Genomic DNA, 25,383 nt, shown 5'->3' with positions numbered 1-25,383 from the left:
CGGCGCCGTCCAGTGCGGCTTCTGCGTGCCCGGCATGGCGATGACCGTGCACGACCTCCTGGAGGGCAACCCGGCGCCCACCGAACTGGAGGCCCGCCAGGCGCTGTGCGGCAACCTCTGCCGCTGCTCCGGCTACCGCGGAGTGCTGGCGGCCGTCCGCGATGTCGTCGCCGAACGCGAGGCGCACGCGGCCGGCGACAGCGACACCGGCGCCGACACCGACGAGGCACGCATCCCGCACCAGGCGGGCCCCGGCGCGGGCGGCGTCAACCCGGCGGCGTACGAGGCCCAGGGGGCCCCGCCCCAGGCCCCGCACGACCCCGGCCAGTCGTACGGCGGCCAGGGGCTGTCCTTCGGCGGCCAGGACGACACGTACGGCGGTCAGGGGCAGTCGTTCGGCGGTCACGGCGACACCTACGGCGGCCAGGGCCAGAGCTTCGGGGGCCAGGACCAGTCGTTCGGCGGCCAGGACCAGTCGTTCGGAGGTCACGACGACTCCTACGGCGGTCAGGGGCAGTCGTTCGGCGGTCACGGCGACACGTACGGCGGCCAGAACCAGAGCTTCGGGGGCCAGGACCAGTCGTTCGGGGGCCAGGACGACACGTACGGCGGTCAGGGGCAGTCGTTCGGCGGTCATGACGACACCTACGGCGGTCAGGGCCGGAACTTCGGCGATCAGGACCAGTCGTTCGGCCAGGACGGAGGCCAGGCGTGAGCAACGACGCAGCCACCGCGACGCCCGCGATCACCGGCACCGCCGGCACCGCCGGGGACGCCGCGCCCGCACCGGAGGCACTGCCGCACGGGCTCGGTGTGTCCCTGCCGTCCGCCGACGCCCGCGCCAAGTCCGAGGGCACCTTCCCGTACGCGGCCGACCTGTGGGCCGAGGGCCTGCTGTGGGCGGCCGTCCTGCGCTCACCGCACCCGCACGCGCGCATCGTGTCCATCGACACGTCCCACGCGCGCGAGATGCCCGGCGTGCGGGCCGTCGTCACCCACGAGGACGTGCCGGGCACCCCGCTGCACGGCCGAGGCAAGATCGACCGGCCGGTGTTCGCCTCCGAGGTCGTGCGCCACCACGGCGAGCCCATCGCGGCCGTCGCCGCCGACCACCCGGACACCGCGCGGATGGCCGCCGCCGCCGTCATCGTCGAGTACGAGGTGCTCGACCCGGTGATCGACCCCGAGCAGGCCTTCGAGGCCGAACCCCTGCACCCCGACGGCAACCTGATCCGGCACATCCCGCTGCGCCACGGCGACCCCGACGCCTCCGGCGAGGTCGTCGTCGAGGGGCAGTACCGCATCGGCCGCCAGGACCCGGCCCCCATCGGCGCCGAGGCCGGCCTCGCCGTGCCCCGCCCCGACGGTGGTGTCGAGCTGTACCTGGGCTCCACCGACCCGCACACCGACCGCGACATCGCCGCCGCCGTGTACGGCCTGGCCCCCGACCGCGTGAAGATCGTCGTCACCGGGGTGCCCGGCGCCACCGCCGACCGCGAGGACCAGGGCTTCCAGCTCCCCCTCGGACTGCTGGCGCTGAAGACCGGATGCCCGGTCAAACTGACCGCCACGCGCGAGGAGTCCTTCCTGGGCCACGCGCACCGGCACCCGACCCTCCTGCGGTACCGCCACCACGCGGACGCCGAGGGCCGGCTCGTCAAGGTCGAGGCCCAGATCCTGCTCGACGCGGGCGCGTACGCCGACACCTCGTCCGAGGCCCTGGCGGCGGCCGTGTCGTTCGCCTGCGGCCCGTACATCGTCCCCAACGCCTTCATCGAGGGCTGGGCGGTCCGCACCAACAACCCGCCCTCCGGCCATGTCCGAGGCGAGGGCGCCATGCAGGTGTGCGCCGCGTACGAGGCGCAGATGGACAAGCTCGCCAAGAAGCTGGGCCTCGACCCGGCCGAGCTGCGCATGCGCAACGTGATGTCCACGGGTGACGTGCTGCCGACCGGGCAGTCCGTGACCTGCCCGGCCCCGGTCGCCGAACTCCTCGAAGCGGTTCGGGAGTTCCCGCTCCCGGCGCTGCCGAAGGACACCCCCGAGGAGGAGTGGCTGCTGCCGGGCGGCCCCGAGGGCGCCGGCGAGCCGGGCGCGGTCCGGCGCGGCGTCGGCTACGGCCTCGGCATGGTCCACATGCTCGGCGCGGAGGGCGCCGACGAGGTCTCCACGGCCACCGTGAAGGTCCACGACGGCATCGCCACCGTGCTGTGCGCGGCCGTCGACACCGGCCAGGGCTTCTCCACCCTCGCCCGGCAGATCGTCCAGGAGACCCTCGGCATCGACGAGGTCCACATCGCCCAGGTCGACACCGACCAGCCCCCCGCGGGCGCCGGCTGCCGGGGCCGCCACACCTGGGTGTCGGGCGGCGCGGTGGAACGCGCGGCGAAGATGGTCCGCACGCAGCTGCTGCAGCCCCTGGCCCACAAGTTCGGCATGTCCACGGAGCTGCTCCAGATCACCGACGGCAAGATCACGTCGTACGACGGTGTCCTGTCGACGACGGTCGCGGAGGCGCTCGACGGCAAGGAGCTGTGGGCCACCGCGCAGTGCCGCCCGCATCCCACCGAGCCGCTGGACGGCGCGGGCCAGGGCGACGCGTTCGTGGGCATGGCCTTCTGCGCGATCCGCGCGGTCGTGGACGTCGACATCGAACTCGGCTCCGTACGGGTCGTGGAGCTGGCGGTCGCCCAGGACGTGGGCCGGATCCTCAACCCCGCGCAGCTCAACGCCCGGATCGAGGCGGGTGTCACGCAGGGCGTCGGCATCGCGCTGACGGAGAACCTGCGCACCCCGCGCGGTCTGATCCGCCACCCCGACCTGACCGGCTACTCCCTGCCGACCGCCCTCGACGCCCCCGACATCCAGATCGTCAAGCTGGTGGAGGAGCGGGACGTGGTGGCCCCCTTCGGCGCGAAGGCGGCCAGCGCGGTGCCGGTGGTCACCTCACCGGCGGCCATCGCCTCCGCGGTACGGGCCGCGACGGGCCGCCCCGTGAACCGCCTGCCGATCCGGCCGCAGGCGGCGGTGGTGACGGGGACCTGACCGGTCCTGACACGCGCGTGGCCGGTCGGTGCTGAGGGGTGCCGGCAGTTCCTGACGGGTGCGCGGCCGGTCGGTCCTGACAGGTGCCCTGCCGCTCCTGGCCCTTCCCGACAGGTCCCCGGCGAGAGCTCGTCGGCTGGTGTTCGCGTGTGCGGCGGGCGTTGTCAGTGGGGCGGCGTAAGGTTCTGGGAGTGGGACGACAACGGCCGCCGGGCGGTGCGGTGTTGTCCCCTGCCGGGGGGTAGCACGCCGCGCACCATGTGCTGGGGGAGCCGAGAGCACGATGACGATGGGGACCATGGGCCTGACGGACCTGAACGACCTGACGGACCTGACCGTGACCGCCGGACCGGCGACACTGTCGGGACTGGCACTGGACCTGCCCGCCCTGCTGCTGGACGAGGAGTTCGGCCAGAGCAAGGTGTGGCGCTTCGAGGACTTCGACTTCCCGGCGACGCTCACGCACGAGCCGACCCGCCGCTTCCTGCGCGACATGGGTCTGCCCGAGGAGCACGCACTCTTCCAGCTGGACACGGACATCCCGCTGCCGACCCTCGCCGAGTACTACGCGCACGAACGCCCCGGGTTCCCCGCCGACCGACTTCCCGCCGAGGCGACCCGACTGATCCGTCTCGGCCACTTCGTCGAGGGCAACAGCGTCGTCCTCGACGGCACGACGGGCGCCGCCCTCAACTGGAGCGAGCCCGAGTCCACGCTCTGCCCCCTCAACGCCGACATCTCCACCTTCGCCTTCACCCTCTGGCTCCTCCAGCGGGAGAAGCGCGAGAAGACGGCGACGGGCTGCTGGGTGGAAACCCTCCGCAACGAGGCCTGCGCGGGCGGCTGAACGCTCCACTGCCCCGCCCTGCCTGCGTGCCCTCGGGAACACGACGACGGCCGACCGCTGCACAGCGGCCGGCCGTCATACGGAACCGTCAGGTCTCCGGGGGCACGAGCCGCGCACCGGCGACGCTGACCGCGGGCGCCTCGACCCGGTAGTTCGCCGCGATACCGGACAGCCGCTCGTAGATCTGGGATTCCTCCAGGTCGAACGACAGGTCGGCGACATCGACCGCGTGCACATACTCCCCGACACCGGGTTCCACGCTGACGGTGGGCGCGTCCTCGGGGGAGGCGACGAGCGAGATGAGCGAAAGGGGCGGTACCTCGGAGAGGCACCGCCCTTCGTGACAACAGCCCGACCGGGGCCCGGTCAGAACTCCAGGATCTCGCGGTCGAGTGGGTACCGCGCACGGTGCCAACCCTCGTACGGTGAGGGGGTGATCGGCAGGACGCCGGTCGGCTGCAGGCCCAGGTTGTCGTCCCAGATCCGGGGTTCGACCTGGCCGACGACGCGGAACTTCCGGAAGGTGAAGGGCGGACTGTCGGTCGGGAAGAACTCGGGTGTGGTCATCACCTGGAAGTGCAGATGCGGCGTGGTCGAGTTGCCGCTGTTGCCGATCAGCCCGAGGACCTGGCCGGTTTCGACGCGGTCGCCCTCCCGGACCCGGAGCGACCCGGGCTGCAGGTGGGCGTAGAGGAGATAGCGGCCCGGCGCGACCTCCACGGTGACGTGGTTGCCGACGGTCTCCTCGATCGGCGGGACGGGCGGCGTGACGGGCGGCGTGTTGTCCGGGATTCCGTCCCGGACCTCGACCACGGTGCCGCCGGCCGAGGCCACGACCGGCTGACGGTAGCTCAGGTAGCTGGTGAGCCGTGCGGGGTCACCTTCCCAGGTCTGCCCCTGCTCACCGACCCGGTACCAGTCGATCGCGAAGCGCTGAGGCACATAGAAGCGGCCGTTGATCGGGGCGAGGCCGCGCCGGTGGTGGGTGTTGCCGCAGCACGACTCGCTGGAGTACCAGGTGCCGGGGCGGACCGGCGCGTTCAGGTTCAGCGGCGGGATGCCGGAGGTCCGGGTGGGCTGCACCGTCTCCTCGAAGGGGGAAGGTCCCGAGGGGGCCAGGACGGCACCCGAGAGATGGTGTTCCAGGACCTCGGGCACCGGCCGACCGCGGTCGAGGACCAGATCGAGCCAGATGATCCACTGCTGGGATCCCTCGATGACGGTCGGCGTCGGCGCCGGGGGCGGCGGGGTGTACGCGTCCGCGCCCGGCAGGGGGTCGCCCACCGGGTTGGCGGCCTCGGCCAGCGCCTGCCCGCTCAGCGAGCCGACGACCCGGTGCGTGCGGGCGTCCCGCACGTCGACACGGTCGAGCCGCAACCGTGTGCTGCTGGGCAGGGAGCTCGTGGTGAGCAGTTCGTAGGAGAGGTGCGTCTTGCCGTCCGTGGCGACGAACGGCGTCGGCTTGGTCAGCACCGCCGCCGTCAACGGCGTGAACTGTGCGCCGGGCGCCGGAGTGGCCGCTCCGGTTCCGTGGCCCTGTCCCGCCGAGGCCACCAGCATGCCGGCCGCGAACACGACAGCGGCGAGCCCGCGAAGTAGCGGGCGGCGGCCGGTGCGGTTGCGAGGGTCGCGCTCTGCCATTGCGCTCTTTCCTTCGTCGGATCCGGGGCCGCGAAGGGCGCCGGCACGCCCCGCGCAGAGGCGCAGGTCCATGTAATCCGGCGGCACGCCCCTCCTGGCGGAGGGCACCGGAGCGGGGTGCTTACTGCACCCGTCCAGCCGCATCGACCAGCCACATCGACCAGCGCCTCGCGAAACGTCGAAGGGCCCCCACCGCGAACGGTGGGGGCCCTTCGACGACATGCCTGGTCGAGGTGGCGCTGGAGGCCGTGGCGGGATTCGAACCCACGTAACTCGCTTTGCAGGTTTGTCCGGGCCGGTAAGGGGATGATCCGGACGTGTTCGCTGACGTTCATCCCTGTACGCCCGCCACGAGCGCCGACATTCGTTGAACGGCCTGGAAGGGTCACGTACGGCGGTGAATGAGACGGAAATTGAGACGGAGGCGGCGCGGGCGCGGGCTGTTTCCACCGGTCTGAGTTGACCAGTCCGGATGCCACGACGAGGGGGTCAACAGGTCAGCGGCGTGGTGACAGCCAGAGCTGAAGACACTGCGATCAGCGGCCCTCTGCAGCAGAAGAAGAGGGACTGACAGCTGCGTTCGTGCCCATGCTGGCCACGGGCGTGGTCGGGGGCATCGGCACATACAGCAACATCGGGCACGCCTACGGCACCGGTACCGCGCTCGGCGCTCTCGGCGCCGGTGAGGGCACGACGGCCGTGCTCGCCCTGGTATTGCTGGGTCTGACCATGCTGGGCCAGTCCTCCCCGCGCGTCGTGCGGATCGGGCTGTGGGCGCTGCCAGCCGCCGCCGTCATGGGTGCGATGGCCACGCCGGACGCGGGCCGGACGGTCGTCTACGCGCTGACCCCGATGGGCATGTCCGTCTCGGCTGAGGGCATGGCGTTCCTCGCCCGCCGCATCGTCGTCCACACCGACGGCCGCGACGCGGAGAACGAGCGGCACACCGCCGACATCGTGCAGGCTCTCGCCTACCACCGCGCCCGTGGCGCTCACCGCCCCAGCGACCGGGTCAGGAAGCGGTCGGATCGGGCGTCATGGCGTCTGGCCCGCAAGGTCGGGGTCGGGGACGCGGCGCTCGGATCGAGGCTGCTGGATGTCCAGCGCGCCCGGGTGACCGCCGGTGCGGATGCCGCGCTCGCGTCGATGTTCGGCGGCTCTGCCCCCGCGCCCGCCCTCCATCCCGCCTCGGTCGCGAATATGGAGGAATCCACTGAGACCATGAGGAATCGGTCTATGGCTGACCTGCGGGAATCGACCCCGGCGCCGTCGGTGGTGCTGACTCGATACTCGGTACCCGATCCGGTGGCGGTCGACTTCGTGAAGCCGACGCTCCCGCTCAAGCCCGCTCCCGCGATCAACCCGGCGGTCGACCCGGTCAAGGCCGATCCGGCGCCGACCGGACGGCGGGCGGTGGCGGCCGACTTCCCCCGATCCCGCCGGGCGACCGGCAAGGTTCCGGTCGTGGCCCGGTCGCCCCGGCCGAAGCGCACGGCGGATCAGTTGCTCGCTGAGGCCCGGACCGCGACCGCCGATTGGCCCGACAGCCGGATCACGGCGGAGGGCATCCGCCGCGAGATCCGGACCTCGCCGGCGAACGCGCGGACGCTGCGGGACACGATCCTCGCCGAACGTGCCGCCGACGGCGGTAAGGCCGCGTGAAGCGGCTGCCCCTCGCCGACTGCTTCGACCCGGACGGCGAGCGCTTCGGCATCCCCACCTACCCATGGCGCTACCACCTGACGACTTGGCCACCCGCCGCCAACTCCGCATCCGTGGACTGCGGCCGGGAGGTCAGGACATCGCGGCACAGATCCTCGGCCGCGCCGCCGGCGCGAACCGCAGACCGCGTACCTGTACCGGGTCGACCTCGCCCGGCCGGTGCGCCCGATGACCCCGGCGAGGTGGGCGGCGCTCGCCAAGGCCAATGCCGCCCGCCGTCGCTGCCCCGAGTGCGGCCGGGACGGAAGTCTTCCTGAAGGGGCATGCCGAGGACCGGCTGAGGGTGAACCGGCAGACCCGCCGCGAGTACATCGACGCCCCCGCCCTCACCATCGGCCTCGCCGTACAACCGGACGTGCTGCGCGACATCGGGAAGGTGAAGGGGTTCGAGGGACGCGGACTGCTGGCCCGCTTCCTGTGCTCCCTCCCCGTGTCCACGGTCGGTGAACGCGAGATCATCACCGACCCGGTCCCCGAGGAGACGGCCGCCACCTATACCGCCCGGGTCATCGACCTCACCCTGTCCCTCGCGGAATGGACCGACCCGGCCGTCATCCAACTCAGCCCCGGCGCCGACGCGGCCCTGATCGCCTATCAGAAGCGCATCGAACCGCAGCTCAAGGCGCGCGGCGGCAAGCTGGGCCACATCTCCAACTGGGCGGGAAAGCTTGCCGGGGCGACGGCCCGCATGGCCGCGCTGTTGCACCTCGCCGAACACGGCGGCAATGGCTACGCCCACCCTGTCACCGGCGACACCATGCGCGCGGCGATCGAGCTGGGGGAGTACTACACCGCCCACGCTCTCGCCGTGTTCGACGTCATGGGCGCCGACCCGGTCCTCTCCCGCGCCCGCAGCGTGCTGGAAGCACTGCGGGACAACCAATGGGAGGACGTCAGCCGACGGGACGTCTTCACCGTCCTGTCCCGCAGCGAGGTCCCCACCGTCGCCGACCTCGAACCCGCCCTCGCACTGCTGGAAGACCACGGATACCTGCGGTCCTACCAACCCGAGCGCACCGGCAAGCGCGGACGCCCACCGGCACCCCGCCTGTTGGCCCACCCCGCCCTGCGGCAGGGCGGCCGGTGACCCCGGTCGCGCCTACAACCCCTCCCGCCACGGTCCTCGCCCCATCTGGGCCGGGGGTCCGTCGCACAATCCCGCGACATTCCGCAAAAAACGAGCACCACCCCGCCCGCCGGGACCGGCCGTCGGCCGCCCCTGATTTTTGCGGAATATCGCGGGCTTCTGCGGAGCGCCCTCCGTCGCCACCCGCGCACCACATCACCGCAGGTCAACGACCTCCCCCGACTTTCTGCGGATTTTGCGGTTTGTGCGGCGGCACCTGCCCATGAACTCAGCTCTACCGGAGTGAGCCTTGGACGAACACGGCACCCTCGCCACCCCCGACGACGACACGACGCTTGTCCTCCTCAAGGTCGAAGAGGCCGCCCGTCGACTCCGCATCGGCCGGACCACATGCTTCGCCCTCATCCGCACCGGCGAACTGGAGTCCGTCATGGTCGGCGGGCTCCGCCGCGTCCCCGCCGACGCGCCGGCCGCCTACGTCAACCGTCTCCGCACCGCCCAACGCGCCGCCTGACGACGCCCGGGGCGGCGGCACTCCCGGACAGGACAACCCGCCGCCCCGGTCTCCATTCCGACACACAAGAAACAGGAGCCTGCCTGTGGCAGAGGAAAAGAAGAACCGCACCCGACAGCCGAATGGACGCAGCTCCATCTACCTCGGTAAGGACGGCAAGTGGCACGGCCGGGTCACAGTCGGTGTCCGTGACGACGGCAAGCCCGACCGTCGCCACGTTGAGCGAAAGACCAAAGCGGAAGTCGTCGCCGCCGTGCGGGAGCTGGAGCGTCAGCGTGACGCTGGCACCGTGCGTAAACCGGGGAAGCCCTGGACGGTCAAGGCGTGGCTGACCCACTGGATTGAGAATCGCTGAGCAAGACAGCGACTGGTCGGCCCGGCTAGCTCTCGACAGGCGGAGACCTACGGCGCATCGCATCCTGTTTCCATGGACCAAGGAGACGCGGCGGTCGTGGCTTCGGCCGTGGGTTTCATGGGCGGGATCGCAGGTGCCTACGTAGGTGGAAAGTGGGCTTCGCGTGGAGCCCGTATCGGTGCTGAAACTGCAGCGATAGCCACCGCTAAGCAGGTGCGGGACCAAGCCGAGGTTGACCGTGCGAACTGGGTTCGAGAACGCCGTTTGGAGGCGTGCCGAGACCTGCTCAGCGCATACAACGAATATGCCCAGGACGCGACAACCTATGAAGGGCTACTTGACAGTGAACCCACGGGGGGCGAGGTCGTAGTGTCCCTGTATCCATCCATGATGGTCCTCAATAGGAACGTCTTCCTACTTCGGATCCTCGGGCCCGAGACGCTCTACCGCGTGGCGGCACAGGTCAGGCAGGCGCAGGAGGCCCATACGGAAAACCTGCATGCGTATAGAAGGGCCTTCCTTGACAGCGATGCCCCGGGTATGGCCGACAGTCGAGCACGGCAGGCGGATAGCAAAGAGCGGATTAGGGTCGCATACGACGCATTCGTGACTGAGGCCAACGAGGCAGTGGCCGTTCCAGCGAGTCTGAGTGGCAGCGCTGTGCAACTCAAGTGAGACGGAAACTGAGACGGACGACTGGAAGGGCGGCACCCTGGGAGGGGGCCGCCCTTTTGACTTGCCTGGTCAAGGCTGTAGAGGCCGTGGCGGGATTCGAACCCACGTAACTCGCTTTGCAGGCGAGCCCCTGAACCACTCGGGCACACGGCCGGGTTGGGGCAATCGTGGTGCTTCGGGTGATTGCTCCGTACTCGATGTGTAGACCGTAGGCGGGGGAAGGGGCGGGGCTCAAGGGATGGATGAGGGCTGCAATGCGACTGCCATACGCCGTTCATGAAAGGGCGTGGCGTGGGGTGCCCAGGGTTCGTGGGGGAGTAGGGACGGGGGCGTACGACCAAGGTCGCACGGGGTGTGGGACTCCGGACAGGGGTCAATGTCGGGCATGCCCCTTACGCTGGCGGGCATGGGTGCTCTGAGGCCGCGTGGCACGGGCGTTGCGCAGGATGCTGATCCGGTTGTTGTCGGCGAGCGTGCGGAGGGGGTGTTGGGGCGCTCCTACCGGGCGCTCAGCGTCGGCATCGTCTCCGTGGTGCTGCTGATCGCGTTCGAGGCGATGGCGGTCGGGACGGCCATGCCGGTCGCCGCACGGGAGTTGGACGGTGTCTCGGCGTACGGCTTCGTGTTCTCGGCGTACTTCACCACCAGCCTGTTCGGCATGGTGCTGTCCGGGCAGTGGTCGGACCTGCGGGGGCCGCTCGGGCCGCTGACCACGGGCATCGCCGCGTTCGCCGCCGGACTGCTGCTGTCCGGCACCGCGGGCGCGATGTGGCTGTTCATCCTCGGCCGGGCCGTCCAGGGACTCGGCGGCGGCCTGGTCATCGTCGCGCTGTACGTGGTGGTGGGGCGGGCCTACCCGGAGCGGCTGCGGCCGTCCATCATGGCGGGGTTCGCCGCGAGCTGGATCATCCCCTCCGTCGTCGGCCCCCTCGCCGCGGGCACCGTCACCGAACAGCTGGGCTGGCGCTGGGTCTTCGTGGGCATCCCGGTCCTGGTCGTGCTGCCGCTGGGGCTGGCACTGCCCCAGATACGGCGCCGGGCGTCGGGACCGGTCGGCGGCCCGGCGCCCGGCCCCGACAGCCGGGCCGACGCCCCCTCCGCGTCGTCCCCCTCCTCGGCGTCCCCGTCCACGGACGGCTCCCCTTCCGGGGCCCACCCCGCCGCGTCGCCGCCATCGCCTGCCTCTGCCCCTGCGTCTTCCTCGGCTCCGCCTTCCTCGGCTCCGGCTTCCCCCTCTCCGTCCCCCTCCTTCGACCGGCGCCGTATCCGGCTCGCCCTCGGTATCTCGGTGGGGGCCGGGCTCCTGCAGTACGCGGCCCAGGACCTGCGGTGGCTGTCGGTCGTGCCGGCGGCCGTCGGGGTGGCCCTGCTGGTGCCGGCCGTGCTGGGGCTGTTGCCGAGGGGGACGTACCGGGCGGTGCGGGGGCTGCCCTCCGTGGTGCTGCTGCGCGGGGTGGCGGCGGGGTCGTTCATCGCGGCCGAGTCGTTCGTGCCGCTGATGCTGGTCACCCAGCGGGGGCTGTCGCCGACGCTCGCCGGGTTCTCGCTCGCGGCGGGCGGCGGGGCCTGGGCGCTGGGGTCGTGGGTGCAGGCGCGGGCGCGCGTGGAGCCGTACCGGGAGCGGTTGATGACGACCGGGATGGTGGTGGTCGCGGCGGCGATCGTCACCGTGCCGAGTGTGCTGATCGAGACGGTGCCGGTGTGGACCGTGGCCGTCGCGTGGGCCTTCGGGTGCTTCGGGATGGGCCTCGTCATCTCCTCCACCAGCGTCCTGCTGCTCAAGCTCTCCGCCCCGGAGGAAGCAGGCACCAACTCCGCCGCGCTCCAGATCTCCGACGGCCTCTCCAACGCGCTGCTGCTCGCGGCGGGCGGCGCCGCCTTCGCCGCGCTCGGCGGCGGCGCGGCCGGCCACACGGCCACCACGGCCTCCGGCAGCGGCTCCCACCCGGCCGCGTTCATCGCCGTGTTCCTGCCGATGGCGGCCGTGGCGCTCCTGGGGGCCTGGGTGACGACGCGGCTACGGGAGCGGTGAGGGGCCTTCGGCTCGTGGACCCGAAGCACGCGGACCGGCCCCGCCGCCGGGGTGGTTGGCGCCGAGGACGCGGGTGCGGGCGGCGGCCTCGCCCGCCGTGCCGTACGCGTCTCCTGCGGGCCGAGCCTGCGTAAACCGGTGGGGCCACCGCCCGCTTCCCCTCTAACCTCGCCCCATGACCGAGATCACCCACCGCCTCGACCCCGCACTCCATCGGGACCTCGCCGACCTCGCCGACGCGCAGGGGCGGGGACCGGACGAGGTCGTGGGGGAGGCCCTGGAGGCGTACGTGCGGGCGCAGGGGGCGCTCGTGCGGGGGCAGGCCGAGCGGCTCGCCTCGGCGCACGCCGAGCTGTTGCGGAGGTTGGGGGAGTGAGCCGTCATCTGACCGTCGCCGAGGTCACCGCCCTCGCCGAGGTCGCCTTCGGCGGGCGGGCGCCCGAGCAGCGGGAGCCCGGACTGCTGGAGTCGGCCGTGCACCGGCCGCGCGCCCGTATGTTCGGCACCGCCGCCTACCCGGACCTCCACGACCAGGCGGCCGCGCTGCTGCACGCCATCGCCACGAACCACCCCCTCGTCGACGGCAACAAGCGCACGGCCTGGCTCGCGGCGGCCACGTTCCTCGCCGTCAACGGCGTCGACCTCGCGGACGTGGACCAGGACCGGGCGTACGACCTGGTCATCGATGTCGCCTCCGGGGACGTGGGTGACGTCGCGGTGATCTCGGGGCGGCTGAGGTCGCTGTGAGGTGGATCCCATCGCCGGGGGAGCGGGTGTCGTACGCGGGTTGACCCGGTCCCGCCGCCGGTAGGGTGGCCCGGTTGTCATACGTAGCCGAGCCGGCCGAGCCGCTGTGGCAGGGCCGCTCGCCGCTACCCCACCGAGCCGCCCGACACAGATCACAGACCGGAGACCGTGACTACCTCCCGCCCGTCGCCCACCGCCACCCTCAACGGAGGGCCCTCCGGGCCCGCGCCCATGACCGCTTCCTCGAACCATCACCTCTCACCCGCCTTCCCCGGCCGCGCCCCCTGGGGTACCGCCAGCAAGCTGCGTGCCTGGCAGCAAGGGGCGATGGAGAAGTACATCCAGGAGCAGCCGCGGGACTTCCTCGCGGTCGCGACGCCCGGCGCCGGGAAGACCACCTTCGCGCTGACGCTCGCGTCCTGGCTGCTGCACCACCACGTCGTGCAGCAGGTGACCGTCGTGGCGCCGACCGAGCATCTGAAGAAGCAGTGGGCGGAGGCGGCGGCGCGGATAGGGATCAAGCTGGACCCCGAGTACAGCGCGGGACCGCTCGGCCGGGAGTACGACGGGGTCGCCGTCACCTACGCCGGTGTCGGCGTGCGCCCCATGCTGCACCGCAACCGCAGCGAACAGCGCAAGACCCTCGTCATCCTCGACGAGATCCACCACGCCGGCGACAGCAAGTCCTGGGGCGAGGCCTGCCTGGAGGCGTTCGAACCGGCCACCCGGCGGCTCGCCCTCACCGGTACGCCCTTCCGGTCCGACACCAACCCCATCCCGTTCGTGACGTACGAGGAGGGGCAGGACGGCATCCGGCGGTCCTCCGCCGACTACACCTATGGCTACGGCAACGCGCTCGCCGACAACGTCGTGCGGCCCGTCATCTTCCTCTCCTACAGCGGCAACATGCGCTGGCGCACCAAGGCCGGCGACGAGATCGCCGCGCGGCTCGGCGAGCCCATGACCAAGGACGCCATCAGCCAGGCCTGGCGCACCGCGCTCGATCCGCGCGGCGAGTGGATGCCGAGCGTGCTGCGCGCCGCCGACCAGCGGCTCACCGAGGTCAGGAAGGCCATCCCGGACGCGGGCGCCCTCGTCATCGCCTCCGACCAGGAGTCGGCGCGCGCCTACGCCAAGCTCATCCGGGAGATCACCGGCCACGGGGCGACCCTCGTCCTGTCCGACGACGCCGGCGCCTCGGACCGCATCGACGAGTTCAGCCACAACACCGACCGGTGGATGGTCGCCGTCCGGATGGTGTCCGAGGGCGTCGACGTGCCGCGGCTCGCGGTCGGGGTGTACGCCACCACCATCTCCACCCCTCTCTTCTTCGCGCAGGCCGTCGGGCGTTTCGTGCGGTCCCGGCGGCGCGGCGAGACCGCGTCCGTGTTCCTGCCGACCGTGCCCGACCTGCTCGGCTTCGCAGGCGAGATGGAGCGCGAACGCGACCACGTCCTCGACAAGCCCAAGAAGGGCGGCGAGGAGGACCCGTACGCCGAGGAGGAGAAGCTCCTCGCCGAGGCGGAGCGGCAGCAGGACGAGGACACCGGCGAGCAGGACATGCTGCCGTTCGAGGCGCTGGAGTCCGACGCGGTCTTCGACCGGGTCATGTACAACGGCGCCGAGTTCGGTATGCAGGCCCACCCGGGAAGCGAGGAGGAGCAGGACTACCTCGGGATCCCTGGGCTCCTCGAACCCGACCAGGTGCAGTTGCTGCTGCAGAAGCGGCAGGCCCGGCAGATCGCGCACAGCCGACGGAAACCGGACGCGGAGGCCGACCTCGTCGAGCTCCCCGCCGACCGCCGGCCCGTCGTCACCCACAAGGAACTCCTCGAACTGCGCAAGCAGCTCAACAGCATGGTCGGCGCCTACTCCCACCAGAGCGGCAAGCCGCACGGCGTCATCCACACCGAGGTACGGCGTGTGTGCGGCGGACCGCCGAGCGCCGAGGCCACCGCGGGCCAACTGCGGCAGCGCATCGCCAAGGTGCAGGAGTGGGCCACCCGCATGAAGTGACAGCGGCGCCTCCGGGGCGTCGGTCGCGCGGGTGGATGGTGTCTGATCGTAGGGCGGCGCGTGGGTGGACGGCGTCTGCTCGTACGGCGGCGCGTGGGTGGATGACGGCTGCTCGCACGGCGCGTGGGGGTGCCCGCGCGCCGGGCGGCGCGCTGTGTGTGCCCTGTGAGCCGCGCCCCTACATTTCGCGACAAATCGAAGTAGTCCGTACCGCTCCTTGACCGGATTCTGGACGGAGTCTTCCGCTCAGCGAACCGGCTCGTCTACTGTCCCGCTACGCAAACGCCCCGTGGCAGCGCCGCCGCGGAGCGCAGCCGTGAAGCGACTCCGCCCGGAAGCCAACCGGGTCCAGCCGATCGGCGGCCTCTGTAGCGCGTCGCCGACGGGACCGGTGACGCATCCCTCGCGAAGGGGGCCGCCGCCCTCACCACGAAGGAGTGGGCGTCGTGACCGCGGAGACCTCTCAGACGCTGGATCGGGGACTGCGTGTCCTCAAACTTCTCGCCGACACCGACCACGGGCTGACCGTCACCGAGCTGTCCAACAAGCTCGGGGTCAACCGGACCGTTGTGTACCGTCTGCTCGCCACGCTGGAGCAGCACTCCCTCGTACGACGTGACCTGGGCGGACGTGCCCGGGTCGGGCTCGGTGTGCTCCGCCTGGGCCGCCAGGTGCATCCGCTGGTACGGGAGGCCGCGCTGCCGGCGCTGCGGTCCTTGGCCGAGGACATAGGTGCCACCGCGCACCTCACCCTCGTCGACGGCACCGAAGCGTTGGCCGTGGCCGTCGTCGAGCCGACGTGGACGGATTATCACGTCGCCTACCGGGCCGGATTCCGTCATGCGCTGGACCGGGGGGCCGCCGGACGCGCGATCCTGTCGGCCCGCCAGCAGCCGGGGGACTGGCCCGGGTACGCGCTCACGCACGGTGAGCTGGAGGCCGGGGCGAGCGGTGCCGCGGCGCCGCTGCTCGGTGTGACCGGCGTCGAGGGCAGCGTCGGTGTCGTCATGCTGGCGGACGCGGTGCCGGAGCGGGTGGGGCCGCGCGTGATGGACGCGGCCCGAGAGGTGGCCGACGCGCTTCGCTGACACGGGCGGCGGACCGAGCCGAGGCACCCCCGTGACCCCGGCTCCCCGTGACCCCTCCCGTGATCCGGACTCCGCCCGCCCGTTCTACGGTCGGCGCTCGCCCTGCGTCGTCTCCGGGGTGTCCAGCGTCTCCAGCCACTCCAGGACCAGCTTCGCGAAGGTCTCCGGCTGTTCCATGTTGGCGTAGTGGGCCGTGCCCTCGATGGATATGGCGCGTCCGGGGCCGGCGACCGTGGTGGTGAGGCGTTCGGCCATGGCGATGAGGTCGGGGGCGTCGAGGGCGCCGTTGACCGCGAGGACCGGGACGGTGATGGCGGCGGCGCGCGCCCAGGTGTCCGTCACCGGGACGTGCCAGTCCGTCTCGCCGAGGGTGTGCTTGGAGACGGTGTCGCGGTTCATCTCCCGCACGCGGCGCACGAGCTCGGCGTCCACGTCGTCCGCGGTGCGGTACGGACCGACGACCGCCTCGGCGGCGACGTCGAGCCAGGTCTCGATGTCCCCGGCCATCAGCGCGCCGTAGTAGCGGGCGACCGAGTCCTTCGTCCACGGGTCCGTGAACTCGGGCTCGCTGGTGCCGACGTTGCTGACGACGAGGCCCCGTACGAGATCCGGGTGCTCCAGCGCGGTGTCGACCGCGATGCCCCCGCCCATCGACATGCCGATCAGCACGGCCGGGCCGGTGTCGAGGTGCCGCAGCAGCGCGGCGAGGTCGTCGGCGAACCGGAACGGCTTGCTCGCGTTGGCCGAGGCGCCGTGGCCGCGCGCGTCCGGTGTGATCACCCGGTGGTGGGCCGAGAGCGGCGGAACGAGATCGCGCCACATACGGCGATCGGTGAAGCCGCCGTGCAGCAGGACCAACGGGAGGCCCGTGCCGGTGTCGCCGTAGGCGAGCGGGCCGTCGTCGGATGCGAACGTGAACACCTGAGAGGTATCAGTCATGACAACTAAGGTGTCATCTTGTGGGCGGAATGGCAACCCAGGTGTCATCCTGGTCGGGTGACGCAGAACGACAGCGACAACGAGACCGGTCGAGCCGCCCATGACGCCGACAAGGACCGGCCGCTCCCGCCCGAGGTCCTCGCCGGGCGGCTGTACGAGGTGTTCGCCGTGCTCGGCCCCCTGTATCGCCGGGTCACCAAGGCCGTGGAGCTGAAGGCGCCGATCGTGGGGCTCTCCATCGGCGTACGGGCCGTACTGGAGCTGCTGCGGGCCAGGGGCCCGATGACCGTGCCGCAGATGGGGCGGGCCCTGGCGGTGAGCCGGCAGTTCGTGCAGCGGATGGTCAACGAGGCGGCGGACGGCGACCTCGTCGAGGCCGTCCCCAACCCGGCCCACCAGCGGTCGTCCCTGATCCGGCTGACGGACGCGGGGCGCACCGCCATCGACGACCTCATCGCCCGTGAGAGCCGGCTGATGGCGCAGGTCGGGGGCGATATCACCGGCGCGGACATCGACGCCTGTGTGCATGTGCTCACCCAGATGCTCGCCGTCTTCGAGGACGCCGACGGGAAGTGAGTTCCGGCACCCGGGCCGGGCCTGCGCCCACCGCCCCCTGGCCGGAACCGCGCGTCGCGTTAGATTGACTCCGTGCTCTCTCGCCTCTCCCGTCTTTCGCGTCCCGCCGCCGTAGCCGTCTGTGCCGTGCCCGTCGTGGGGCTGCTCGCGACGGTCGCGTTCGCACCGTTGCCGTTCACCATCGCGCAGCCCGGTATGACGGCGAACGTCCTCGGCGAGAACAAGGGCGAGCCGGTGATCACCATCTCCGGCACGCAGACCCGGCGAACCACCGGCGAACTGCGTATGACGACCATCGTGGCGACGGGTCCCGACGCCGACGTCGACCTCGGTGACGTGCTCGACAACTGGTTCCGCACCGACCGGGCCGTCATGCCGCGCGACGCGGTCTACCCCAGCGGCGAGTCCGTGAAGGAGATCGAGGAGTACAACGCGGCCGAGATGAAGGAGTCCCAGGACACGGCCACCGAGGCGGCCCTCGCCTACCTCGGTGAGGACGCCGACGACGTCAAGGTCACCCTGCGGCTCGCCGACGTCGGCGGCCCCAGCGCCGGTCTGCTGTTCTCCCTCGGCATCGTCGACAAGCTCGACGGCGACGGCAGCGGCGGCGACCTCACCGGCGGCCGGGTCATCGCCGGTACGGGGACCATCGACGGCTCCGGCAAGGTCGGCGCCGTCGGCGGGGTGCCCCTCAAGACCCAGGCCGCCCGCCGTGACGGCGCCACGATCTTCCTGGTCCCCAAGGCCGAGTGCGCCGACGCGAAGGCCGAGCTGCCGAAGGGGCTCAGGCTCATCCCGGTGACCACGCTGAAGAACGCGGTCAGCTCCCTGGTGGCCCTGGAGAAGGGCAAGGGGTCCGTCCCCAGCTGCTGACCCGACCGGCCACGGTTCAGGGGGCGAGGCCGCGCACCCGGAACTGCATGACGCGGTAGGGCCAGCCCGCCTCGGTGTTCCACTGGCTCACCGACAGGTGGAGGTCGTCGAGCGTCGACCCGGGAATGACGTAGCCGCCGTACAGCTGCGCCACATGGCTGTCGTCCTCGCTGCCCCAGGAGGTGCCCCGCAGCAGGGTGCGACGGTGGGCGGTGCGCAGGTCCGCCGTGGGGTGGGCCGTGACCAGGCCCTCGATCCGGTAGTCGCCCTGGTTGAACCAGGTCAGCAGCCACCGGCCGTCGAGCAGCCGCAGGCACAGCTCGCCGAACGTGCCGTCCAGGACGGGGGTGGGCCGGTTGCCCCAGGCCCAGCGGCCGTCGGCGGCCCGTCCCCACGGCTCGTAGGCGCCGGGGTCCGTCAGCCGGTCGGGCCGCACCCGGTGCAGGATGACCGGCTTGTCCCGCTGGAAGCCGGTGGACAGGACGTAGACGTAGCCGTCGTCGCCGAGGGCCCAGGTGAGCAGCTGGAACATGCCGTCATGCAGGTCCGGGGCGAACACGGCACCGGTGGGGACCCAGGTCATGCCCGAGTCGTCCGACCTCCGGATCTCGGTGCGCACCACGTTGCCGAGCCCCTTGTTCACCATGACGTGCAGATACATGGTGTCGCCGAGGGTGATCACATCGGACGGCAGCACGGTGGAGTACTCGGGATTGTCATGGCCGTACTGCCACAGCTGCCGGGCGTGCCGGCCGCCCACCGCGCCGGTCCAGACGACCGGCCGGCCGGGCCCGCCGAAGCGCCCGTACAGCGCCACGGGCGAACGCCACCACCCGCCGCCGACCCTGGCCTCCTCGAAGGTGTCGCCGAAGACGAACAGCAGTCGGCCGTCCGGCGTCCGCACCGGCACGCCCAGGTCGGTGGCCTCCATCCGGAACCGGGTGGTCAGACCGGGACCGGTGAGGTCGGCGACCTTGGACACCCGCAGGGGCCCGGCCGCCGCGTGGGCCGGGCCGTGGAACAGCGAACCGCCCGCGAGGGCCGCCGCGGCGGTCGTCCGAAGGAACCCGGCCCGACTGAGGTGGACCGGGCGGACGGGGGCCCGGGGCGGACGTGGGGCGCTGCCGGGTGTGCTGTCGTGCATGAACGCTCCTTGGAGGAGTGGGACGAGGGGACATCGAGGACGGGGGGCGGTGTGTGCCCCGCTCTCCGGCGGGGCACACACCGGGCTCGGCAGCGGGTGTCAGTTGCCGTACTGGAGGGGGCGGTAGGCCTTGTACTCGCTGCCGGCCGCCAGGCCGTAGGTCAGGGAGCGGTGGCTGGTGCCGTAGGTGCTGCGCTGTTCGTAGGCCGTGTAGGAGCGGTGGGCGTCGTCGTTCCACTTCTCGAAGATGACCACGTGGCGGGTGTTGCTGTTGCCGAGGGCGTCGATGACGAGATCACCCGGCTGCAGCTCGCTCATGGGGATGGGGCGGCTGATCCTCCGGCCGGCCAGCCCCACGGTGGTCTCGCCGGGCGTGGGCAGGCCGAGTGCCATGGAGGCGTAGCCGGAGCAGTCCTGCCGGTAGCCGTCCCGCCAGTGGGAGCGCTGGCTGTAGGGCACCGGGCGTCCGTTGTTCGCGGTGAGCCAGACCGCGGCCCGCTGCAGGGTCTGCTGCCGTGAGCCGGGCTGAGGACCGGGCGGCGGGGTCGGGCCGGGCTGCACCGGGACGCCCGGCAGCCGGTCCTCGGGGATGTCCACCGCGACCACGGTCAGGAAGCCGGTGACGGGCTGCGTGATGTGGGCCATGAAGGTGGAGCAGGCGCTGCCCTCGCACACCCTGCGGCCGGTGTCGACCTGGTAGTCGGCCGTGATGCGGTCCTGGCCGGGGGAGGTCCGGTTGATCATCCCCACGGAGGGCGAGCCGATGTCCGGCGTGGCGTGGACGACCCAGCGTGTTCCCCAGGTGGGGAAGGAGGCGGCGGCCTGCCGGGCGGCCGTCTCCAGGGCCACGGTGCCCGGGGCGGGAGCCGCCGCGCCGGTCGTGCCGTGGGCCGGTACGGCGAGGCCGCCTGCGGCAAGGCAGGTCAGGGCGAGCGCCGGCAGCAAACGGCGCACGACGCCGGGGTACCGGGCGGGGAGCAGACGGGTGCCGTGATGGCGGGTGATGGGCATGGGGTCCTCTTTCTTCGGGATGGGATGGGGCGTCCCGACGGGCCGGCGGAGGCGGCGGGCCGTAGGGAAGGCGCTTGGAGTGCACGGGAAGTGCAGGGGATTGCGCGGGTGGCGGTGCGGATGCGTGGCCGTCGGCCGTCGGTGGCCTCCCCTCGGTGAAGGGGAGGCCACCGGCAGCGCTGGGCGCTCGACGGTCGGTCCGCGGGTCCGTCCGGGACCGGTACACGTCGTGGTGCGCGCTCCCGCGTCAGCAGCCCGGCTTGATCCGGTCCACTTGCCGGCCGAACGCGTAGTCCGCCGACCAGTCGTTCGGCCGGAACTTGCGCCACTGGCCCGGGCCCGGCGGCGGCGAGTCCTGGAAGCAGCCGTCGACCGTGGCGACGAACGAGGCGACCTTGTCGGCGAGCCCGTGCTTGCCGAGGAAGACGTTGCCCTCGTCCGGGCTCCAGTCGTAGCGGGCGCCCTGGAAGTGGGGCTCGCTCCACATGCAGACCTTGCCGCCGGGGCAGTGCGGGTAGGGCGCGGCACCCGCGGCCGAGCCCGCCGTGGCCAGGGCGGTGATTGCCAGAGCCACCGAGGCCGCCATTGCCCCGATCATGTGCTTCCGCTTCTTCATGGGAATCCTCTTTTCGTTTCGTCTCGTCTCGCCGTCCGGTCCCTCTGTGCGGGACCTGACGCACCGTTTGTAGCCGCTAATCTGTTGTTCGAGGCCGGTCGGCCGATGCTGAACAAACGGATGCCGAACAATCGGTGTGAGCTGGAGGAAAGGCGGGAGCGTGCCACGGGGGGAAAGTCCTCTGGACCCGGACGGCGGTCCTCTGTTCGAATTCGCGGCGCGTTTACGGAAATTGCGGGAACAGGCCGGCCGGCCCACCTACCGGGACCTCGCGCGGGCCACGCACTACGGCATCGCGACGCTGTCCTCGGCCGCGGCGGGACGTCAACTGCCCAGCCTGGCCGTCACCCTCGCCTACGTCCGGGCCTGCGGCGGTGACGAGCGGGAATGGAAACGGATCTGGCAGCGCACGGCTGACGCGTGTTCCGGAACGGACGCGCCGGCCGAGGGGGGCGCGAAGAACGCGCAAGGGGGTGGCCCCAAGGCGCCCTATGTCGGTCTGGCCGCATTCGGGGAGGCCGACTCCGGCTATTTCTTCGGCCGCGAGAAGCTCACCGGCGCACTCGTCGAACACCTGAAGGAAAAGCGGCTTCTCGTCCTGTTCGGCGCGTCGGGATCCGGTAAATCATCGGTACTGCGGGCGGGTGTACTCCCCGCCTTTCCGGGTGTTCCCTCGCTGGTCCTCACGCCCGGCCCGCATCCGCTGGAGGAATGCGCCGTACGGCTGGCCGCCCGTGCCGGCGTGGATTCCGGCCCGGTGCACGCCGACCTCACGGCGGAGCCGGGCACTGTTCACCGGATGGTGCGGCAGATCCTCGCCAAGCGCCAGGAGGACGGCTCGGCGGCGGACGAACTGCTGATCGTCGTGGACCAGTTCGAGGAAGTGTTCACCGTCTGCCGCGACGCGCGGGAACGGGAGCGGTTCGTCGCCGCGCTCCTGCACGCCGTACAGGTCCCCGACAGCCGCACACGGATCGCCGTCGCCGTGCGGTCAGACTTCTACACGCACTGCACCCGGTTCGCCGGTCTCGTCGACGCGCTGCCCCACGCCCACCATCCCGTCGGCCCGATGACCGCCGAGGAGCTGAGGGCGGCGATCGTCCAGCCCGCCACCCGCTCCCGGCTCACCGTCGAGAGCGCCCTGCTGACGACCCTCACGGCCGACGCCCATGGCCGGCCGGGCGCGCTGCCCCTGCTGTCGCACGCTCTGCTGGAGACATGGAGGCGACGCAGGGGCAACGCCCTCACGCTGGCCGGCTACCACGCGGCCGGCGGCATCGAGGGTGCGCTCACCCAGACCGCCGAGAGGTTCCACGACGCCCTGAACGAGACCCGGCGGACGGCCGCGCGGCGGCTGTTCCTGCGCCTCGTCGCGCTGGGCGAGGGCACCGAGGACACCAAACGCCGGGTGCCGCTCCAGGAACTGGACAGCGGTCCGGACACCGCGTTCGTCCTCGAACAGGCGACCAGGGCCAGGCTGCTGACCGCCGACGCCGGCCATGTGGAGATCGCCCACGAGGCGCTGATCCGCTGCTGGCCCCGGCTCGGCCTCTGGCTGGAGGAGGACCGCGGCCAGGAACGCCTGCAACGCGCGCTCACCGAGGCCACCACCCTGTGGGAGTCCCTGGACCACGACCCCGACACCCTGTACCGCGGCGCACGCCTCACCGCCGCGAAGGACCTGCCGCGCGAGGCGCTGACCGCCCGGGAACGCGCCTTCCTCGAAGCCGGCGAGGCGGCGGAACACCACGCGCGACAGCGCGACCGCCGCCGACTGCGCCGTCTGCGCCGCCAGGTGGGGGCCCTGGTCGTCCTGCTGGTGTGCGCCGTGGCCGCAGCCGGTTTCGCCGTACGCGCCCAGAACACCGTCACCCAGCAGCGCAACGAGGCCGTCGCCCTGCGGGCCGCCGACGAGGCCGTGCGGCTCAGCCCGCACCATCCGTCCCTCGCCGTCCAAGTCGCGCTGGCCGCCTACCGACAGGCCCCGCAGGTCCGTACGCGCGACGGCCTGCTCAGCACACTGTCCGTCGCGTCGTTCGGCCCCAGATCGACCGGACCCACGTCGACCGGCCCCCATCCGACCCGCCCTCGTTCGGCAGGCCCGCAAGCCGCCGGGCACTCACCCCTCAAGGACATCCCGGTCGGGCACGCGCCCGCCGTGACGGCCGACGGCCGCACCCTGGCCATGGCCGACCGTACGTGGATCGACCTGTGGGACCTGAGGAATCCACGGCAGCCCCGCCGACTCGGCACCACCGACACCGGTGGAGTCGCCCTGGGTGCGATCCATTTCACCCCGGACGGCGACACCCTGGTCGGGGTGGGCGGCGACCATGTGCTCCGGCTGTGGGACGTGAGCGACCCGCGGAAACCGAGGCTCGTGTCGAAGCGGCCCACGGGACACACCGAGGCCGTGTACTCCGTCGCCATGCGCCACGACGGCGTGGCCGCCACCAGCAGCTACGACGACACCGTCCGCCTGTGGGACCTCTCCGACCCGGAACGCCCCCGCGCACTCGACAGGCTCACCGGGCACGACGGCAACGTGAAGGCCGTCGCCTTCAGCCCCGACGGGAAGACCCTCGCCTCGGGCTCCGACGACCGCGACGTCCGGGTCTGGGACGTGACCGACCCCCACCACGCCACCACCGTCGCCGTCCTCGAAGGACACCGGCACTTCGTCGACGCCGTCGCCTACAGCCCGGACGGCCGCACCCTGCTGAGCGGCAGCGACGACCACACGGCGAAGCTCTGGGACATCGGCGACCTTCCCCGCCACCGTGAGCTGGGCGAGCTGGCGAGGCACGCCGACATCGTCACGGGCGTCGCCTTCGCCTCCCACGGCCGTACGGCGGCGACCGTCGGCGTGGACGGCACGGTGGACGTCTGGAACGTGACCGACCCCGAGCGCCCCACCCCCGTGGCCCACCTCACCAACCCCCGAGGGACGGTCAAGGAGGTGCGCCACCTCACGACGGACGACACGTTCCTCACGGTGACCGCCCACTACAGCGTGCAGATCTGGTACACCGACCTCGACCGGGCGCTCGCCGACGCCTGCGAATCCGCCCACGGCACCATCAGCCGCACCCAGTGGGCCCGCCACTTCCCCCGCCTCGACTACGAGCCGCCCTGCCCGCGCCGCGCGTGACGTGGAGCGGCCGGAAACGCCGCTCCTCCCTGTCCGTCCCCTCGGCGGTCCGGGAGCCGCTCACTCGCCCCCGCCCGGGGTGACGACGAACCCCTCCGCCACCATCCACTCCAACGCCACCTGGTGCGGATCCTCCCCCTCCACATCGACCCTGGCGTTCAGCTTCCGGGCCACGTCGTTGGTCAGCCTCGCCGTGACGGGAGCCAGGACGTCGGCGATCCGCGGCCACTTCCTCAGGGTCGCGGAGTTGATCTCGGGGGCCGCGTTGTAGTGCGGGAAGAACCGCCGGTCGTCCTCCATCACCGCGAGCCGCATCGACGCGATGCGCCCGTCGGTGGTGAAGACCTCCCCGTACACGCAACTCCCCTTCGCCGCCTGCGTGTAGATGATCCCGGTGTCCATCTGCGTGATGTTCCCGGCGGGCAGGCTCATGCCGTACGCCTTCTGCAGCCCCGGCAGCCCGTCCGCGCGGTTGGCGAACTCGCCCTCCACGCACAGGGTGACGGCGTCGGGGTCCCGCCCCGCGAGGACGGCCACCTCGGAGAGGTTCCTCGTGCGGTACCGGTCGGCGTTGGCGCGGTTGAGGGCGAGGGCGTACGTGTTGTCCAGGGCCGACGGCGGCAGCCAGGTCACACCGTTCCTCAGGTCGGCGTCGCGCACCGCCTCCCACTGCCGACGCGGGTCGGCGATGGGGGCGCTGTTGCCCTGGTACGTGATCCAGGCGGTGCCCGTGTACTCGTACATGGCGTCCGCCTCCCCGCTCCTGACCGCCTCCCGGGCGCCGAAGGACCCCTGGATGCCGGTCCGGTCGAGCACCTCCGCGCCGGCCGCCTGGAAGGCGATGCCCATGATCGCGCCGAGGATCAGGTTCTCCGTGAAGTCCTTCGACGTCACGGTCAGCTCGGCGCCCTCCAAGGGCCGGCCCCGTCCGACGGAGCCCGGCCGCACATCGTCCGTCATGGGGGAGCCGCTGGTCAGCCCGCACCCGGTGACGACCAGCAGCCCGCAGAGCAGGACGGCCGTGCGCGGCGCCGCCCCGACCGGGCTCATGGGCCCTCCTCCAGGCCCCGCGGCCGCAGCAGCACCTCCGCGAGCGAGGCCAGCCAGTCCACCAGCAGGGCCAGCGCCACCGTGAGGATCGAGCCGAGGACGAGGACGGGCATGCGCTGGTTGGTGATGCCGGTGGTGATCAGCACGCCGAGGCCGCCGCCCCCGCCGAAGGCGGCGAGGGTGGCCGTGCCGCTGATCCTCGCGGGCGTCCGCACGGCCCTCGTCCTGAACGTCGGCACGGCCACCCTCGCCGC

The 25,383-nt window shown here is 71.9% G+C and carries 21 protein-coding genes, 1 tRNA gene and 4 pseudogenes; 17 read left to right on the top strand and 9 right to left on the bottom strand.

The annotated features are described in order from the left end of the window. The 3 genes from AOK23_RS28885 to AOK23_RS28875 all read left to right on the top strand — a co-directional run. Positions 1-715, top strand: a 715-nt coding sequence (locus AOK23_RS28885) for a 2Fe-2S iron-sulfur cluster-binding protein (protein ID WP_240496609.1), incomplete at its 5' end; no start/stop codon positions are given. Continuing rightward, on the top strand, positions 712-3,045 hold the full coding sequence (locus AOK23_RS28880; protein ID WP_055715547.1) for a xanthine dehydrogenase family protein molybdopterin-binding subunit: 2,334 nt from the start codon (positions 712-714) through the stop codon (positions 3,043-3,045). The genes AOK23_RS28885 and AOK23_RS28880, both read left to right, overlap by 4 nt. Before the next feature lie 283 nt (positions 3,046-3,328). Further along, complete coding sequence (locus AOK23_RS28875; protein WP_055715546.1) at positions 3,329-3,892, top strand: SUKH-4 family immunity protein; 564 nt, start codon at positions 3,329-3,331, stop codon at positions 3,890-3,892. 88 nt (positions 3,893-3,980) lie between these two features. Here the strand turns inward: AOK23_RS28875 and AOK23_RS48110 are convergent, their stop codons facing one another. Both AOK23_RS48110 and AOK23_RS28870 read right to left on the bottom strand, forming a co-directional pair. Further along, the gene (locus tag AOK23_RS48110; protein WP_157878181.1) at positions 3,981-4,151 is read right to left on the bottom strand and encodes a hypothetical protein; all 171 of its coding nucleotides are present in this window, start codon (positions 4,149-4,151) and stop codon (positions 3,981-3,983) included. 107 nt (positions 4,152-4,258) lie between these two features. Further along, the gene (locus tag AOK23_RS28870) at positions 4,259-5,533 is read right to left on the bottom strand and encodes a M23 family metallopeptidase (RefSeq protein ID WP_055715545.1); all 1,275 of its coding nucleotides are present in this window, start codon (positions 5,531-5,533) and stop codon (positions 4,259-4,261) included. A gap of 588 nt (positions 5,534-6,121) precedes the next feature. On the opposite strand from AOK23_RS28870, the gene AOK23_RS28865 reads away from it, so the two are divergent. The 6 genes and pseudogenes from AOK23_RS28865 to AOK23_RS48105 all read left to right on the top strand — a co-directional run bounded on the left by AOK23_RS28865 (position 6,122) and on the right by AOK23_RS48105 (position 9,886). Beyond that, positions 6,122-7,195 (top strand): conjugal transfer protein, encoded by a 1,074-nt coding sequence (locus AOK23_RS28865; RefSeq protein WP_240496610.1) that lies wholly within the window; start codon positions 6,122-6,124, stop codon positions 7,193-7,195. Then, positions 7,192-7,498, top strand: a pseudogene (locus AOK23_RS50440) (RRQRL motif-containing zinc-binding protein); the annotation flags it as partial. The gene AOK23_RS28865 and the pseudogene AOK23_RS50440, both read left to right, overlap by 4 nt. Beyond that, positions 7,488-8,342, top strand: a pseudogene (locus tag AOK23_RS28860) (DUF3987 domain-containing protein); the annotation flags it as partial. The pseudogenes AOK23_RS50440 and AOK23_RS28860, both read left to right, overlap by 11 nt. 289 nt (positions 8,343-8,631) lie before the next feature. After that, complete coding sequence (locus AOK23_RS28855) at positions 8,632-8,856, top strand: excisionase family DNA-binding protein (RefSeq protein ID WP_055715543.1); 225 nt, start codon at positions 8,632-8,634, stop codon at positions 8,854-8,856. A gap of 85 nt (positions 8,857-8,941) precedes the next feature. Next, positions 8,942-9,205: pseudogene (locus tag AOK23_RS28850) on the top strand (site-specific integrase); the annotation flags it as partial. A 78-nt stretch (positions 9,206-9,283) separates the two neighbouring features. After that, complete coding sequence (locus AOK23_RS48105) at positions 9,284-9,886, top strand: hypothetical protein (protein WP_157878180.1); 603 nt, start codon at positions 9,284-9,286, stop codon at positions 9,884-9,886. An 81-nt stretch (positions 9,887-9,967) separates the two neighbouring features. On the opposite strand, the gene AOK23_RS28840 is transcribed toward AOK23_RS48105, so the two are convergent. After that, positions 9,968-10,039 (bottom strand) — tRNA-Cys (locus AOK23_RS28840). Positions 10,040-10,292: 253 nt separating this feature from the next. On the opposite strand from AOK23_RS28840, the gene AOK23_RS28835 reads away from it, so the two are divergent. The 5 genes from AOK23_RS28835 to AOK23_RS28815 all read left to right on the top strand — a co-directional run bounded on the left by AOK23_RS28835 (position 10,293) and on the right by AOK23_RS28815 (position 15,769). Further along, a complete protein-coding gene (locus AOK23_RS28835; protein ID WP_055715549.1) occupies positions 10,293-11,918 on the top strand; it encodes an MFS transporter in 1,626 nt (541 codons plus the stop codon). A gap of 175 nt (positions 11,919-12,093) precedes the next feature. Next, complete coding sequence (locus AOK23_RS28830; RefSeq protein ID WP_055715540.1) at positions 12,094-12,294, top strand: hypothetical protein; 201 nt, start codon at positions 12,094-12,096, stop codon at positions 12,292-12,294. After that, positions 12,291-12,665: a type II toxin-antitoxin system death-on-curing family toxin gene (locus tag AOK23_RS28825; protein ID WP_055715539.1), complete on the top strand. Its 375-nt coding sequence runs from the start codon at positions 12,291-12,293 to the stop codon at positions 12,663-12,665. Before AOK23_RS28830 ends, AOK23_RS28825 begins: the two co-directional genes overlap by 4 nt. Positions 12,666-12,896: 231 nt before the next feature. After that, the gene (locus tag AOK23_RS28820; protein WP_055715538.1) at positions 12,897-14,681 is read left to right on the top strand and encodes a DEAD/DEAH box helicase; all 1,785 of its coding nucleotides are present in this window, start codon (positions 12,897-12,899) and stop codon (positions 14,679-14,681) included. A gap of 446 nt (positions 14,682-15,127) precedes the next feature. Beyond that, the gene (locus AOK23_RS28815) at positions 15,128-15,769 is read left to right on the top strand and encodes an IclR family transcriptional regulator (protein ID WP_055715537.1); all 642 of its coding nucleotides are present in this window, start codon (positions 15,128-15,130) and stop codon (positions 15,767-15,769) included. Positions 15,770-15,853: 84 nt separating this feature from the next. Here the strand turns inward: AOK23_RS28815 and AOK23_RS28810 are convergent, their stop codons facing one another. Continuing rightward, positions 15,854-16,708: an alpha/beta fold hydrolase gene (locus AOK23_RS28810; RefSeq protein ID WP_055715536.1), complete on the bottom strand. Its 855-nt coding sequence runs from the start codon at positions 16,706-16,708 to the stop codon at positions 15,854-15,856. 57 nt (positions 16,709-16,765) lie between these two features. Here AOK23_RS28810 and AOK23_RS28805 point away from each other — a divergent pair, with 57 nt between their 5' ends. Next, positions 16,766-17,284, top strand: a complete 519-nt coding sequence (locus AOK23_RS28805) for a MarR family winged helix-turn-helix transcriptional regulator (RefSeq protein ID WP_055715535.1) — start codon at positions 16,766-16,768, stop codon at positions 17,282-17,284. A gap of 72 nt (positions 17,285-17,356) precedes the next feature. Next, positions 17,357-18,157 carry a S16 family serine protease gene (locus AOK23_RS28800; protein WP_055715534.1) on the top strand — a complete coding sequence of 267 codons (801 nt, stop codon included), beginning with the start codon at positions 17,357-17,359 and terminating at the stop codon, positions 18,155-18,157. Positions 18,158-18,173: 16 nt separating this feature from the next. Here AOK23_RS28800 and AOK23_RS28795 read toward each other — a convergent pair whose 3' ends face one another. The 3 genes from AOK23_RS28795 to AOK23_RS28785 form a co-directional block, all read right to left on the bottom strand. Further along, the gene (locus tag AOK23_RS28795) at positions 18,174-19,301 is read right to left on the bottom strand and encodes a DUF4185 domain-containing protein (RefSeq protein WP_079049760.1); all 1,128 of its coding nucleotides are present in this window, start codon (positions 19,299-19,301) and stop codon (positions 18,174-18,176) included. Between the two features lie 99 nt (positions 19,302-19,400). Next, positions 19,401-20,312 (bottom strand): C40 family peptidase, encoded by a 912-nt coding sequence (locus AOK23_RS28790; protein ID WP_055715533.1) that lies wholly within the window; start codon positions 20,310-20,312, stop codon positions 19,401-19,403. Positions 20,313-20,559: 247 nt separating this feature from the next. Next, positions 20,560-20,928, bottom strand: coding sequence for a peptidase inhibitor family I36 protein (locus AOK23_RS28785; protein ID WP_055715532.1), 369 nt, complete (start codon positions 20,926-20,928; stop codon positions 20,560-20,562). Between the two features lie 136 nt (positions 20,929-21,064). On the opposite strand from AOK23_RS28785, the gene AOK23_RS28780 reads away from it, so the two are divergent. Then, positions 21,065-24,079, top strand: coding sequence for an nSTAND1 domain-containing NTPase (locus AOK23_RS28780; protein ID WP_476718308.1), 3,015 nt, complete (start codon positions 21,065-21,067; stop codon positions 24,077-24,079). Positions 24,080-24,139: 60 nt separating this feature from the next. Here the strand turns inward: AOK23_RS28780 and AOK23_RS28775 are convergent, their stop codons facing one another. Then, complete coding sequence (locus tag AOK23_RS28775) at positions 24,140-25,129, bottom strand: glycine betaine ABC transporter substrate-binding protein (RefSeq protein WP_055715530.1); 990 nt, start codon at positions 25,127-25,129, stop codon at positions 24,140-24,142. After that, positions 25,126-25,383 (bottom strand): annotated as a pseudogene (locus tag AOK23_RS48615) (ABC transporter permease); the annotation flags it as partial. The pseudogene AOK23_RS48615 and the gene AOK23_RS28775, both read right to left, overlap by 4 nt.

Source organism: Streptomyces torulosus, assembly GCF_001419765.1.
GTDB classification, from domain to species: Bacteria; Actinomycetota; Actinomycetes; order Streptomycetales; family Streptomycetaceae; genus Streptomyces; species Streptomyces torulosus.
The sequence above is the reverse complement of the archived record's forward strand: the minus strand, read 5'-3'. Positions and strand labels throughout refer to the sequence as shown.

What these genes read in the sequence shown, in the direction of transcription:
- AOK23_RS28875 (WP_055715546.1), top strand. Translation starts at nt 3,329, where the DNA reads ATGACGATGGGGACCATGGGCCTGACGGACCTGAACGACCTGACGGAC.
- AOK23_RS28870 (WP_055715545.1), bottom strand. Translation starts at nt 5,533, where the DNA reads ATGGCAGAGCGCGACCCTCGCAACCGCACCGGCCGCCGCCCGCTACTT.
- AOK23_RS28865 (WP_240496610.1), top strand. Translation starts at nt 6,122, where the DNA reads ATGCTGGCCACGGGCGTGGTCGGGGGCATCGGCACATACAGCAACATC.
- AOK23_RS48105 (WP_157878180.1), top strand. Translation starts at nt 9,284, where the DNA reads ATGGACCAAGGAGACGCGGCGGTCGTGGCTTCGGCCGTGGGTTTCATG.
- AOK23_RS28835 (WP_055715549.1), top strand. Translation starts at nt 10,293, where the DNA reads ATGGGTGCTCTGAGGCCGCGTGGCACGGGCGTTGCGCAGGATGCTGAT.
- AOK23_RS28830 (WP_055715540.1), top strand. Translation starts at nt 12,094, where the DNA reads ATGACCGAGATCACCCACCGCCTCGACCCCGCACTCCATCGGGACCTC.
- AOK23_RS28820 (WP_055715538.1), top strand. Translation starts at nt 12,897, where the DNA reads ATGACCGCTTCCTCGAACCATCACCTCTCACCCGCCTTCCCCGGCCGC.
- AOK23_RS28810 (WP_055715536.1), bottom strand. Translation starts at nt 16,708, where the DNA reads ATGACTGATACCTCTCAGGTGTTCACGTTCGCATCCGACGACGGCCCG.
- AOK23_RS28795 (WP_079049760.1), bottom strand. Translation starts at nt 19,301, where the DNA reads ATGCACGACAGCACACCCGGCAGCGCCCCACGTCCGCCCCGGGCCCCC.
- AOK23_RS28790 (WP_055715533.1), bottom strand. Translation starts at nt 20,312, where the DNA reads ATGCCCATCACCCGCCATCACGGCACCCGTCTGCTCCCCGCCCGGTAC.
- AOK23_RS28785 (WP_055715532.1), bottom strand. Translation starts at nt 20,928, where the DNA reads ATGAAGAAGCGGAAGCACATGATCGGGGCAATGGCGGCCTCGGTGGCT.
- AOK23_RS28775 (WP_055715530.1), bottom strand. Translation starts at nt 25,129, where the DNA reads ATGAGCCCGGTCGGGGCGGCGCCGCGCACGGCCGTCCTGCTCTGCGGG.